The sequence below is a fragment of the Pseudomonas sp. VS40 genome (assembly GCF_018587885.1).
Lineage (GTDB): Bacteria > Pseudomonadota > Gammaproteobacteria > Pseudomonadales > Pseudomonadaceae > Aquipseudomonas > Aquipseudomonas pergaminensis.
Genome location: NZ_JAGYWD010000015.1, coordinates 35,230 through 48,644 on the forward strand (window position 1 = coordinate 35,230; position 13,415 = coordinate 48,644).

A 13,415-nucleotide genomic window follows, 5' to 3' on the forward strand; every position below is an offset into this window, starting at 1 on the left:
CGCCTTTAAAGCGCAGATCAGGGTGGGGGAGGGGCAGAACGTGAGTCGAGCAGATGACATTTCAAGACTATTCAACAAGCTGGGCGTCAGCCCCAGCGGCTACCGGGAGATCGACTTCGTCCACGAGTACATCGAGGACGCAATAGAGGTCCTGGAAACGCCTGCCGTTGCTATCGACTTGCCTGTGCTCGTTCAAACGCCTACCCGGCCTGTGGTTGCCACTGTCATTGACGAAGCCCCGTCGGCGCCGTTGTTACGCTTGCTGGAAGAACTGAACCACGGTGAAGCCGACCACCTGCACCCGCCCGAAGTGGTAGAGGGGCCTCAAGGTGAGGTGTACTCGGAGCCGACCACGCCGAAAGTCGTGGTGGTGGTCTCGATCAAAGGCGGCGTCGGTCGCAGCACCCTCACTGCGGCGCTTGCCAGTGGCTTGCAGCGCCAGGGCCGCCCGGCGCTGGCCCTGGACCTAGACCCGCAAAACGCATTACGTCATCACCTGTGCCTGGGCCTTGATATTCCCGGCATCGGTGCCACAAGCCTGCTGAATGAAGGCTGGGGCAACCTGCCCGAGCGCGGCTTTGCCGGTTGCCGGCTGGTAGCGTTCGGCAGCACCGACCATGAGCAGCAAAAGAGTTTGAATCGCTGGTTGGGCCAGGATGCCGAGTGGCTGGGCAAGCGCTTGGGCGGGCTTCAATTGAACGGCCAGGACACGGTGGTCATCGATGTCCCGGCCGGCAACACGCCGTATTTGAGCCAGGCGATGTCGGTTGCCGACGCCGTGTTGGTCGTGGTGCAGCCGGACGTGGCTTCGTTCGGCGCCCTGGCGCAGATGGACGCGATGCTCGCGCCGTACCTTGAGCGTGAAAAACCGCCACAACGCTTCTACGTGATCAACCAGTTGGACGCTGCCCACCGCTTCAGCCTGGACATGGCCGAGGTGTTCAAGACGCGCCTGGGCAGTGCCTTGCTGGGCACGGTGCATCGTGACCTTTCGTTCAGCGAAGCCCAAGCCTATGGGCGTGACCCCCTCGACCCTACCGTCAACAGTATCGGCTGCCAGGACGTCCTCGCCCTGTGCCGCGCGTTGCTTGAACGCCTCGACTCGGACCTTCCATGAACGACAATACGTCCTCCACGCCCTTCGTCGAGGGGCGCGTAGAACGGCGCCTGAACGGCGCCATCGCGCGCTTCAATCGCTGGCCTGCAGTGCTGCGCATGTTGCTGGTGGTGGGCAGTTGCGTGCTCGGTGGCTTGCTGTTGCTGGCGATTATCTGCGCGCCACTGGACCTCGTGACTCAATGCCTGTTTGCCGCGGTGTGCTTCGTGGCGGTGCTGGTGCTGCGCAAGATTCCGGGGCGCCTGGCGATTCTCGCGCTGGTGGTGTTGTCGCTGGTGGCGTCGTTGCGCTACATGTTCTGGCGCCTCACCTCCACCCTCGGCTTTGAAACTTGGGTCGACATGTTCTTCGGCTACGGCCTGGTCGCGGCCGAGTTCTACGCCATGATCGTGCTGATCTTCGGCTACGTGCAGACCGCCTGGCCGCTGCGCCGCACGCCGGTGTGGTTGAAGACCGAGCCAGAAGAATGGCCAACGGTCGATGTGTTCATCCCCACCTATAACGAAGCCCTGAGCATCGTTAAGCTGACCATCTTCGCCGCCCAGGCGATGGACTGGCCCAAGGACAAGCTGCGCGTCCACGTGCTGGACGACGGCCGCCGCGATGACTTCCGCGACTTCTGCCGCAAGATCGGTGTGAACTACATCCGCCGCGACAACAACTTCCACGCCAAGGCCGGTAACCTCAACGAAGCGTTGAAGGTCACCGATGGCGAATACATCGCCCTGTTCGACGCCGACCACGTGCCAACGCGCTCCTTCCTGCAAGTGAGCCTGGGCTGGTTCCTCAAGGATCCGAAGCTGGCGATGTTGCAAACGCCGCACTTTTTCTTCTCGCCGGACCCGTTCGAAAAGAACCTCGACACCTTCCGTGCCGTCCCCAACGAAGGCGAGCTGTTCTACGGCCTGGTGCAGGACGGCAACGACCTGTGGAACGCCACCTTCTTCTGCGGCTCCTGCGCAGTGATTCGCCGTGAGCCGCTGCTGGAAATCGGCGGCGTAGCCGTCGAAACCGTGACTGAAGACGCCCACACCGCGCTCAAGCTCAACCGCCTGGGCTACAACACCGCTTACCTGGCGATCCCGCAAGCTGCGGGCCTAGCCACCGAAAGCCTGTCGCGCCACATCAACCAGCGGATTCGCTGGGCACGGGGCATGGCGCAGATTTTCCGCACCGACAACCCGCTGCTGGGCAAAGGCCTCAAGTGGGGCCAGCGCATTTGCTACGCCAACGCCATGCTTCACTTTTTCTATGGTTTGCCGCGCTTGGTGTTCCTCACCGCGCCGCTGGCCTACCTGGTGTTCGGCGCCGAGATTTTCCACGCGTCGGCATTGATGATCGTCGCCTACGTGCTGCCGCACTTGGTGCATTCCAGTCTGACCAACTCGCGGATCCAGGGGCGTTTTCGCCACTCGTTCTGGAACGAGGTGTACGAGACCGTACTCGCCTGGTACATCCTGCCGCCGGTGCTGGTGGCGCTGGTCAATCCCAAGGCTGGTGGCTTCAACGTCACCGACAAGGGCGGCATCATCGACAAGCAATTCTTCGACTGGAAGCTGGCGCGCCCGTACCTGGTGCTGTTGCTGGTGAACCTGGTCGGTATCGGTTTCGGCGTGCACCAGTTGATCTGGGGCGATGAGTCCACCGCCGTGACCGTGGTGATCAACCTGACCTGGACCCTCTATAACCTGATCATCACCAGCGCCGCCGTGGCCGTGGCGTCCGAGACACGCCAGGTGCGTTCCGAGCCGCGCGTGAGTGCGAAACTGCCGGTCAGCGTAATCTGCGCCGATGGCCGGTTACTCGCCGGTATCACCCAGGACTTCTCCCAGAACGGCTTTGGCCTGATCCTCAATGATGGACACTCCATCGGCCAGGGCGAACGGGTGCAATTGGTGCTGTCGCGAAATGGCCAGGACAGTCTGTTCCAGGCGCGGGTCGCGTTCAGTAAAGGTTCGCAGATCGGGGCGCAATTTGAATCGCTGTCGCTGCGCGAGCAAAGCGAGCTGGTACGCCTGACGTTTTCCCGTGCCGACACCTGGGCCGCCAGTTGGGGCGCCGGCCAGCCCGACACGCCGCTGGCGGCCCTGCGTGAAGTCGGTGGCATTGGCATTGGCGGCTTGTTCACCCTGTGCCGCGCCACCCTGCATGAATTGCGAATGGCCCTGCGACGCACCCCCTCACAACCGCTCGACACGTTGATGGACAAGCCATGACTTCCACTTTGTTTTTTGCGCGCACGCGTATGCGCGCGGCACTCACGTTGATGATTGCCTCGCTGCTGGGCCTGAGCTCGCTGGTACAGGCTGCCGAAAGCGCTTACAGCCTGACGCTCAAGCAGTTGGGCCGTCGCGACACCATGAACCTGCAGGGTGTGGAGTCGTCCGACAGCGTCAACTTCGACATCCGCGCCGACCAGGTGGTAACCGGCGCGCAAGTGCTGCTCAACTACAGCTACTCGCCGGCGTTGCTGGCTGACCTGTCGCAGATCAACGTGCTGGTCAACGATGAAGTGGCGGCCAGTATCCCGCTGACCAAAGAGGGCGCGGGCACTGCGCAACAGACGCTGGTGCAGATCCCGCCGCACCTGATCACCGAATTCAACCGCCTGCGCGTGCAGTTCATCGGTCACTACAGCATGTCCTGCGAAGACCCGTTGCATAGCAGCCTGTGGGCAAAAATCAGCAACAGCAGCGAGCTGAAACTGCAGGTGTCGCAGATCCAGTTGAAGAACGACCTGTCGGTGTTGCCGCTGCCGTTTTTCGACAAGCGCGATGCGCGCCAGCTCAGTCTGCCATTCGTGTTTGCCACCGCCCCGGACAACGCCACGCTGGAAGCGGCGGCCACCTTGTCGTCGTGGTTCGGCGCGCTGGCCAGCTACCGTGGCGCGACGTTCCCCACCACCTACGGCTCGATCCCGGCCAAGGGCAATGCCATTGTGCTGGTGCTGAGCCCGAGTGCGGTCGACGTCAACGGTGTCCAGGTTGCACAGGCCACCGGGCCGACCCTGAACCTCATCGCCAACCCCAACGATCCGCAGGGCAAACTGCTGATCGTGTCGGGCCGCGACGGTGCCGAGCTCAAGCGTGCCGCCACCGCCGTGGCGCTGGGCAACCCGGTGCTGGCTGGCAGCAGCGTGGTGATCGACAAGCTCGAAAGCCTGGCGCCGCGTCGCCCCTACGACGCGCCGAACTGGGTGCCGAGTGATCGCCCGGTACGCCTCGGTGAACTGGTCGAGCTGAAAAAGCTCAGCGTCGCGGGCTACAACCCGGGCGCCATCAACGTCGACTTCCGCCTGCCGCCCGACTTGTTCAACTGGCGTGAAGAAGGCGTGCCGCTGCACCTCAAATACCGCTACACACCGCAGCAGGTGTCGACAAACTCGTCGTTGCTGGTGGGTATGGATGACCTGTTCATGAAGTCCATGCCGTTGCCGTCGATCACCAGCCTGGCGGACGGCAAGACTTTGCTGAGCATGCTGCAGACAGACAACACGCTGCCGCGCGAAGCCACTGTGCTGCTGCCGATCAGCTCGGCGTCACCGATGTCCAAGCTGCAACTGCGCTTCATGTACGACTACATAAAAGAAGGCGAATGCCGCGACATCATCGTCGATAACATGCGCGGCACCATCGACCCGGATTCGAGCCTGGACATCAGCGGGTACCAGCACTTCATCGCCATGCCTAACCTGGGTGTGTTCAACGATGCCGGCTTCCCGTTCACGCGCCTGGCGGACCTCTCCGAGTCGGCCGTGGTCTTGCCGGACACCTTCGGCACAGAAGAGCTGAGCGCCTACCTCACCATCCTCGGTCGCTTTGGCGAGTCCACCGGCTACCCGGCCACTGCGGTCAAGGTGGTGCAGGCCAAGGACGTGCAAAGCGTGGCCGACAAAGACTTGCTGGTGATTGCCACCGGTGCTGACCAGCCGTTGTTCAAGCAGTGGCAGCAGTACTTGCCGGCCAACATTGACGGGGCGCAGCAGCACTTCAAATTGTCCGACCTGCCGCGCTACGTGAGCAACTGGGTCAGCCCTGACGACGAGGCCAACAAGCACGCCGCCAACGCCGCGATCAGTCTCAACAGCTTGAGCACCAGCACCTGGTTTGCCGGCTTCGAGTCGCCGCTCAAGGCGGGTCGCAGTGTGGTGTTGATTTCCAGCACCAAGCCCGAAGGCCTGCAGGCCGCGACGGCCGTATTGATCGGCGGTGACCAGTTCAAGGACACCATCCAGGGCAGCCTCGCGGTGGTGCAAGGTACGCAGGTCAGTTCACTGGTGGCCGACCAGCAGTATTACGTTGGCAAGCTGGGGCTTTTCAAGCAGGTGCAATGGCGCCTGTCGCAGAACCTGGGCTGGATGCTGCTGTTCACCTTCCTGGGCCTGGCGATCGTGAGCTCCCTGGTCTACCTGTCCCTGCGGGCACGTGCAAAACGGCGGTTGGCATGATGCGTAAAGCCGGTTGGGTGGCGTTGGGCCTCGCGCTCTTCGCCGGCGCGGCCCAGGCGCAGACGTGCGACGCGCAGTGGCCGTTGTGGCAGAACTACGCGACGCGCTTTGTGCAGGATGACGGGCGGGTGTTGAACTCGTCGCTGAACCCCAGCGAAAGCAATTCCGAAGGCCAGTCCTATGCGATGTTCTTTGCCCTGGTGGGCAACGACCGTGCGCGTTTTGACAAGCTCTGGACCTGGACCAAGGCCAACATGGCCGGCAACGACATCACCCGCAACCTGCCAGGCTGGCTGTGGGGCAAGAAGAAGACTGGCGAGTGGGGCGTGATCGACGCCAACTCTGCCAGCGACGCTGACCTGTGGGTGGCCTACGCGCTGCTGGAAGCGGCGCGGGTGTGGAATGTGCCGCAGTACCGCGCCGATGCGCAGCGGGTGTTGGCCAATGTCGAAAAGACGTTGATCGTGCGCGTACCGGGCCTGGGCAAGATGCTGTTGCCGGGGCCGGTAGGTTACAGCTACCCAGACGGGTTGTGGCGTTTCAACCCCAGCTACCAAGTGCTGGCGCAGTTGCGACGCTTCCACAAGGAACGTCCCGACGGTGGCTGGAACGACGTGGCCGAGAGCAATGCCAAGATGCTCGCCGACCCCAAGAGCAACCCCCACGGTATCGCCGCCAACTGGGTCGGCTACCGCGCTACCGGCGCGAATACCGGCGTGTTTGTGGTCGACCCGTATTCCGATGACCTCGGCAGCTACGACGCCATCCGCACTTACCTGTGGGCCGGCATGACCGCCAAGGCTGATCCGCTGGCGGCGCCGATGCTCAAGGCGTTGGCTGGCTTTTCCCGTGCGACGGCGGCGTCTCCCAGTGGCTTTCCGCCGGAGAAGATCCACGTGCTCAGCGGTGCTGCCGAAAACAACAACGGCTTTTCGCCGCTGGGCTTCTCGGCCTCGGCCCTGGTGTTCTTCCAGGCGCGTGGCGAAACGGCCCTGATGCAACTGCAGAAAAACAAGCTGGACGACGTGCTGGGCAAAGCCATGGCCCCGTCGGCGCCCGATAGCGCGCAGCCGGTGTATTACGACTACATGCTCAGCCTGTTCAGCCAAGGCTTTACCGATCAAAAGTACCGCTTCGAACAGGACGGTACGGTCAAATTATTCTGGGAGGGCGCATGCGCCGTCACACGCTAGCCCTCGCGATAGTGGCTGCCCTGGTGTCCAGCGCCAGCCTCGCCGCGACCACTGACCCCCAAGCCTTGCTGATCGAACAGGGTTACTACTGGCAGTCGAAGAAAAACCCGGAACGGGCCACCGAGTCCTGGCAGAAGCTGCTGGGCCTGAGCCCTGAGCAGCCGGACGCGCTGTACGGCCTGGGTCTGATCCAGGTGCAAAAGCAGCAGCCGGATGAGGCGCAAAAGTACCTGGCCCGCCTGCGCGCGATTTCGCCGCTACCACGCCAGGCGTTGCAGCTTGAGCAGGACATCCTGGTCAACGTACCCGCCAATGCCACGTTGCTGGAGCAGGCCCGTGAGCTGGGCGAACCGGTGGAAGAGCGCGAACAGGCTGTCGCGCTGTACCGCCAGATTTTCCAGGATCGCCAGCCTCAAGGCTTGATCGCCCGTGAGTATTACAACGCCCTGGCCTTCACCCCCAAGGGCACTGCCGAAGGTATCGCCGGCTTGCAACGAGTGACGCGTGAGCGGCCGGATGACGCGATTGCCGCGTTGTTCCTGGCTCGGCACCTGGCGCGCAACCCCGGCACCCGTGTCGAAGGGATCCGCGCCATGGCACGCCTGGCGCCCAACAACGAAGTCGGCGGCGCCGCTGACGAAGGCTGGCGCTTTGCGTTGGTCTGGCTCGGCGCGCCCAACCGTGACCAAGTGCCGTTGTTCCAGGAATTCCTTGCCAAGCACCCGGACGACAGCGAGATCCGTGAGCTGATGAACAAGGGCATCGCCCAGGGCAAAGGGGACGGTGGCTGGCAGCGTGATCCGAAGCTGGTCAAGGCATTCAAGGCCCTCGACGCGGGTGACCTGAAAACCGCCGAGCCATTGCTGGCGGCGCGCCTGGCGGAAAAATCAAACGATGTCGATGCCCTCGGCGGTATGGGCGTGTTGCGCCAACAGCAGCAGCGCTTCAGCGAAGCGGAAAATTACCTGGCCCAGGCCACCCGCTTGCCTGGCGGTGCGGCCTGGCAAAAAGCCCTGAATGACGTGCGTTACTGGAGCCTGCTCAAACAGGCCAGGGACGCGCAGAATGCCGGCCGCAGCAGCCAGGCCCGCGACCTCGCCGCGCAGGCCGAGCGCCTGAACCCGAGCCGGGCGGATGCCACCGTGGCCCTCGCTGGTTTCCAGGCCCAGGACAATCAACTCGACGCCTCCGAAGCCAGCTACCGCAAAGTGCTGGCGCGCAACCCAGGCGATGCGGACGCGTTGAATGGCCTGATCGGCGTACTGTCGCAGTCCGGTCGTCCGGAAGAAGCCTTGAAGCTGATCGACTCGGTGTCCGCAGCGGACCGCGCCAAGCTGTCCTCCAACGTGAAAATCAAGGCCCTGCGAGCGACCCAGTTGGGCAAGGTCGCCGATCAGCGTGGCGACTTGAAGGCCGCGCAAGCCGCGTACCAACAGGCGCTCGACGCCGACCCGGAAAACCCTTGGACGCGTTTCGCCCTGGCACGGGTTTACTTGCGCGACGGGCAGATTCGCAATGCCCGCGCCTTGCTTGACGGCCTGCTCAAAAGCCAGCCCAACCAACCGGACGCGCTGTACACCAGTACCTTGCTGTCGGTTGAACTGGACGAGTGGAAAGCCGCCGATGCAACACTGTCGCGCATTCCTGCCGGCCAGCGCACCGCTGATATGAATGAGTTGGCGAGTGACATCGCTCTGCACAAGCAGACCGAAATCGCGATCGAAAGCGCTCGCCGTGGCCAGCGCCCGGAAGCCCTGGCCTTGCTGGGACGCAGCGCGACGCTGGCAGGTAAAAAGCCCGAGCGTCTGGCGGTGTTGGCATCTGCCTACGTGGACGTTGGCGCGCCGGAAGAGGGCTTGCAGATTATGCAAGGTGTGCTGGACAGCACGCCTGATCCGACTGCCGACCAGAGGCTGCTCTACGCGGGTGTACTGCTCAAGGCCAACCACTACACCGAGGCCGGCGACATCCTGCGCGGCATGCAGGGCCAGCCGCTGAGTGATGCCGGGCGTCAACGCTACGAAGACCTGATCTTCCAGTATCGGGTCAAGCAAGCCGATGCGTTGCGCGAGAAGAACGACCTGGTGGCAGCCTACGACATGCTCTCGCCGGCACTGGTGCAGCGGCCCCATGACACCTCGGCCATTGCCGTACTGGCGCGTATGTATGCCGACGGCGGCGACGGCAAGAAAGCCATGGCGCTTTACGAACCGCTCGTGCAGCAGAACCCCAATAACGCGCGCCTGCAACTGGGCCTGGCCGGTATCGCCTTGAAGGGCGGTAACCGTAGCCTGGCCGAGTCGGCCACCGACAAGGCGCTGCGGCTCGACCCGACCAGTGCCGAGACGCTGACGACGGCGGGGCAGATCTACCAGGGCCTGGGCCGCAATGCCGAAGCAGCGGAGTTGTTGCGTCGCGCCCTGGCGATTGAAAACACCCAGCGGACCCAGGCGCGTTCGGCCCTGGCGGACGCGCAAGGCGTGGCGTACAACCCATTTGTTGGCCTGCCGGGTCAGCGCCGCCAGATCACCGACCTGGCCGTTGACCGTGGCGCGGTGCCTCCGCCGATCGACGCGCCGGCCAACGTCATGCCCGCGCCGGTAACGACGCCTGGAAATACGGTAACCGCTGCCGGCTTTGCCCCTTCGAACAAACTGAGCGACCCGTTCGTGCCGCCTACGCGCATCGCCGCGTTGGACAACCCGACCCTGAGCCCGGCGCGCCGTGCCCTCGACGGTCTGCTGCGTGATCGTAGCCCGTACCTGGTGCAAGGCTTGAGCGTGCGCAGAAACAACGGTGAAAGTGGCTTGAGCAAAATCACCGATGTGGAAACACCCTTCGAGGCGCGTATGCCGGTGGGTGACTACAACGTGGCGTTGCGTGCGACGCCGGTGAGTTTGAGTTCCGGGACGGTCAAGGCCATCTCTGCGGCGCGCTTTGGCGCTGGTGCAGGTGAGGATGGCGCCAAGAGAGAAAACGGTGTCGGCCTGGCGGTCGCGGTCGAAGACCCGGCGCAAGGCGTCAAGGCCGACATCGGCGTCAGCCCGGTGGGCTTCACCTACAACACCGTGGTCGGTGGCGTGAGTGTGAATCGACCGTTCACCGAAGGTGGCAACCTGCGTTATGGCGTGAATGTTTCGCGGCGGCCGGTCACTGACAGCGTGACCTCGTTTGCTGGTTCGAAAGCACGGATCACTACCGCCGATGGCGAGGTCATCGAGAAGAAGTGGGGCGGTGTCACTGCCAACGGCGGGCGTGCAGAACTGAGCTACGACAATCAGGAAATGGGTGCCTACGGGTATGCGTCGTTACATCAATTGCTCGGCAATCACGTCGAAGACAATACGCGCATGGAACTGGGCAGTGGCGTCTACTGGTACCTGCGCAATACCCCAACCGACACCCTCACACTGGGCATCAGCGGCATGGCCATGGGTTTCAAGGACAACCAGGGTAACTACACCTACGGCAATGGCGGCTACTTCAGCCCGCAGCGCTTCTTCTCCCTGGCTGTTCCAGTGCGTTGGGCGCAGAGTTTCGATCGCTTCAGCTACGAGTTGAAAAGCTCGGTGGGCGTGCAGCATATCGCGCAAGATGGCGCCGATTATTTCCCGACGGAAAAAGACCTGCAGGAAGCGTTTGAAAACCCGAAATACAAAAGCAGCAGCAAGACCGGCATCGGCTACAGCCTCAACGCAGCCGCCGAATACCGTCTTACCTCACGCTTCTACCTGGGTGGCGAAGTCGGCGTCGACAACGCCCAGGATTATCGCCAGTACGTCGGCAACGCCTACCTGCGCTACCTGTTTGAAGACCTGAGCGGGCCTATGCCCTTGCCGGTCAGCCCTTACCGTTCCCCTTATTCGAATTGATTGATAGGAGTCATCCATGCCTGTTTCTGCAATTGCCGGCCTGACCCTGCTGGTACTCGGTGAAAGCCACTTGAGCTTCCCGGACCATTTGCTGGACCCGCTGCAAGCCAACCTCACCGCCCAAGGCGCCAAGGTGCACACCATCGGTGCCTGCGGCGCCGGTGCAGCCGACTGGGTCGTGCCAAAGAAAGTCGATTGTGGTGCCGAGCAGTTGCCGGGTGGCAAACCTCAGGTGTTCGGCAAAAACGCCATGAGCACCACGCCGGTCAAGGACCTGATCGCCAAGGACAAGCCGGACCTCGTGGTGATCATCATCGGCGACACCATGGCCTCCTACCCGGACCCGCAGTTCCCAAAAGTCTGGGCGTGGAAGAGTGTGACCTCACTGACCAAGGCTGTCAGCGAAACCGGCACCAAATGCGTATGGGTAGGCCCGGCCTGGGGCAAGGTCGGCAGCATGTACAAGAAGGATGACGCGCGCACCAAGTTGATGTCGTCGTTCCTGGCAACCAATGTGGCGCCATGCACTTACATCGACTCGCTGACCTTCTCCAAACCGGGCGAGTGGATCACCACTGACGGCCAGCATTTCACCATCGACGGCTACCAGAAGTGGGCCAAGGCCATCGGCGGCGCGCTGTCGGCATTGCCGGCGGATGCCGTGAAAGGAGCCAAGTGATGAAGCGCATCACTCTGGGCCTGGCGACCTTGCTCGCCAGTGTCAGCGCCTACAGCGCCGACATTCCGCTGTACCCCACCGGGCCGGAAAAAGACTCGGCGTTCCTGCGGTTTGCCAATGGCACCGCCAGCGAATTGAAACTGGTCGCCGACGGTTCCAAGGCCAGCCTGGTATTGGCGGGCGACAAGCTGGTTTCCGACTACCTGCCGGTATCGGGCGGCAGTGCTCCTATCAAGGGTGTGTTGAGCCAGGGCGACAAGACGGCTGACCTGACCGTCACCGTGGCCCCGGGCGAGTTTGCCACGGTGGTCGCGGTGTCGGATGCCAAAGGCGGCATTCGCCAAGTGGTGATCCATGAGCAACCGGATGATTTCAATGCACTGAAAGCCTCCCTGGCGTTCATCAACGCCGACGCCGCGTGCGCCGACGCCAGCCTGGAAGCTGTGGCACAGAAGGCCGAGCTGTTCAAAAAGGTTGTTGAAGGTTCGGTGCAGCGCCGCATGATCAACCCGGTGGAACTGTCGGTGCAGCTCAAGTGCGCGGGGGCGCCGGTTGGCCAGCCGCTGACGTTCAGCCTCAAGGCCGGCGAACGCTACAGCGTGTTGGCGCTGCCATCCGCCACGGGCTCACGGTTGTTGTTCGCGCCTGATTCGCTCGCTAACTGATCGGGCCCGAACCACCATGGTCTTTGCCTCACTCGAATTCCTCACGCTGTTCCTGCCGGCCTTCCTGTTGATCTACGCCCTGGCTCGTCCGAGCTGGCGCAACGTCATCCTGTTGATCGGCAGCTGGTTGTTCTACGGCTGGTTGAGCCCGTTGTTCCTGTTCCTGCACATGGTGTTGACCGTGGTGGCATGGGTCGGCGGCTTGCTGGTGGACCGCTCCCGTGAGGACGGCAAAGGCCGGGTGCGCCTGTTGATCGCGTTGATCGTGTTCAACACGGCGGTGCTGTGTTGGTACAAGTACGCCAACATCGTCGCTGGCACTGTGAGCGAGGTGATCACTTGGTACGGTGCGATGCCGCTGGATTGGCAGCGCGTGGCCTTGCCGGCCGGCTTGTCGTTCATCGTGCTGCAGGCGATTTCCTACCTGGTGGATGTGCACCGGCACACGGTGCCGGTGGAGCGCAGCTTCATCAACTACGCCACCTATATCTCGATGTTCGGGCACTCGATTGCCGGTCCGATCATCCGTTACGACTGGGTTCGCCGCGAGCTGAACCAGCGTTATTTCAACTGGACGAATTTTTCCCTGGGCGCGCGGCGCTTCATGATCGGCATGGGCATGAAAGTGCTGGTGGCCGACACCCTGTCGCCGCTGGTGGACATTGCCTTTCACCTGGAGAACCCAAGCTTGGTGGACGCCTGGATCGGTTGCCTGGCGTATTCGCTGCAACTGTTCTTCGACTTCGCCGGCTACAGCGCCATGGCCATCGGCCTGGGCCTGATGCTGGGCTTCCACTTCCCGGAAAACTTCAACCGGCCCTATCTGGCCAGCAGCATCCAGGACTTCTGGCGGCGCTGGCATTTGTCGTTGTCCAGCTGGTTGCGCGACTACCTGTACATCGCCCTGGGTGGTAACCGCGATGGCGTGTGGCGCACCTATCGCAACCTGTTCCTGACCATGGCGATCGCCGGCCTGTGGCACGGCGGCGACAGTTGGAACTACCTGCTGTGGGGTTCGGCTCACGGCGTGGCGTTGTGCGTCGACCGTGCGTGGTCGCGTTCGAGCTTGCCGAGCATTCCGCCGGTGCTGTCGCACATCCTCACCTTGCTGTTTGTGTGCCTGGCCTGGACCCTGTTCCGCGCGCCGGACTTCCACTCGGCGCTGACCCTGTACGCCGGCCAGTTCGGTATGCATGGCATGGGCCTGGGTGACGCGATTGCCGTGGCCATGCGCCCGGCCCACGGCATGGCGGCCTTGTTGGGCCTGGTGTGCATCATTGCGCCGATCTGGCAGGTGCGTTGCGAACAGCGTTTCGGCACCCAGCCGTGGTTTGTCGTGGCGGCTTCACTGTGGCCGGTGGCGGGGTTTGTGTTGTCGTTTGCGTTGATTGCCAGCCGCGACGCCGTGCCGTTTCTGTACTTTCAGTTCTAAGGACGCCCGA

General features: G+C 62.9%; 8 protein-coding genes. All 8 read left to right on the forward strand.

What is annotated here, in order from left to right; genetic code table 11:
• The first annotated feature begins 40 nt into the window (after positions 1 to 40).
• From bcsQ to KHP07_RS28605, 8 genes are read left to right on the forward strand one after another with little or no spacing between them, the layout of a single operon-like run.
• Complete coding sequence (gene bcsQ / locus KHP07_RS28570; protein ID WP_256581627.1) at positions 41 to 1,117, forward strand: cellulose biosynthesis protein BcsQ; 1,077 nt, start codon at positions 41 to 43, stop codon at positions 1,115 to 1,117.
• Complete coding sequence (gene bcsA, locus KHP07_RS28575; RefSeq protein ID WP_214498461.1) at positions 1,114 to 3,333, forward strand: UDP-forming cellulose synthase catalytic subunit; 2,220 nt, start codon at positions 1,114 to 1,116, stop codon at positions 3,331 to 3,333. The genes bcsQ and bcsA overlap by 4 nt, the downstream gene beginning before the upstream one ends.
• A complete protein-coding gene (gene bcsB / locus KHP07_RS28580; protein ID WP_078046434.1) occupies positions 3,330 to 5,564 on the forward strand; it encodes a cellulose biosynthesis cyclic di-GMP-binding regulatory protein BcsB in 2,235 nt (744 codons plus the stop codon). Before bcsA ends, bcsB begins: the two co-directional genes overlap by 4 nt.
• On the forward strand, positions 5,561 to 6,757 hold the full coding sequence (gene bcsZ / locus KHP07_RS28585) for a cellulose synthase complex periplasmic endoglucanase BcsZ (protein WP_214498462.1): 1,197 nt from the start codon (positions 5,561 to 5,563) through the stop codon (positions 6,755 to 6,757). Before bcsB ends, bcsZ begins: the two co-directional genes overlap by 4 nt.
• A complete protein-coding gene (locus KHP07_RS28590) occupies positions 6,739 to 10,629 on the forward strand; it encodes a cellulose biosynthesis protein BcsC (protein ID WP_214498463.1) in 3,891 nt (1,296 codons plus the stop codon). The genes bcsZ and KHP07_RS28590 overlap by 19 nt, the downstream gene beginning before the upstream one ends.
• Before the next feature lie 16 nt (positions 10,630 to 10,645).
• A complete protein-coding gene (locus KHP07_RS28595) occupies positions 10,646 to 11,308 on the forward strand; it encodes an SGNH/GDSL hydrolase family protein (RefSeq protein WP_078046437.1) in 663 nt (220 codons plus the stop codon).
• Complete coding sequence (locus tag KHP07_RS28600) at positions 11,308 to 11,973, forward strand: alginate O-acetyltransferase AlgF (protein WP_078046438.1); 666 nt, start codon at positions 11,308 to 11,310, stop codon at positions 11,971 to 11,973. The genes KHP07_RS28595 and KHP07_RS28600 overlap by 1 nt, the downstream gene beginning before the upstream one ends.
• 16 nt (positions 11,974 to 11,989) lie before the next feature.
• The gene (locus KHP07_RS28605) at positions 11,990 to 13,405 is read left to right on the forward strand and encodes an MBOAT family O-acyltransferase (RefSeq protein ID WP_214498464.1); all 1,416 of its coding nucleotides are present in this window, start codon (positions 11,990 to 11,992) and stop codon (positions 13,403 to 13,405) included.
• Positions 13,406 to 13,415 lie beyond the last annotated feature (10 nt).

Coding starts and splice junctions, on each gene's coding strand:
- bcsA (WP_214498461.1), top strand. CDS start 1,114: ATGAACGACAATACGTCCTCCACGCCCTTCGTCGAGGGGCGCGTAGAA.
- bcsB (WP_078046434.1), top strand. CDS start 3,330: ATGACTTCCACTTTGTTTTTTGCGCGCACGCGTATGCGCGCGGCACTC.
- bcsZ (WP_214498462.1), top strand. CDS start 5,561: ATGATGCGTAAAGCCGGTTGGGTGGCGTTGGGCCTCGCGCTCTTCGCC.
- KHP07_RS28590 (WP_214498463.1), top strand. CDS start 6,739: ATGCGCCGTCACACGCTAGCCCTCGCGATAGTGGCTGCCCTGGTGTCC.
- KHP07_RS28595 (WP_078046437.1), top strand. CDS start 10,646: ATGCCTGTTTCTGCAATTGCCGGCCTGACCCTGCTGGTACTCGGTGAA.
- KHP07_RS28600 (WP_078046438.1), top strand. CDS start 11,308: ATGAAGCGCATCACTCTGGGCCTGGCGACCTTGCTCGCCAGTGTCAGC.
- KHP07_RS28605 (WP_214498464.1), top strand. CDS start 11,990: ATGGTCTTTGCCTCACTCGAATTCCTCACGCTGTTCCTGCCGGCCTTC.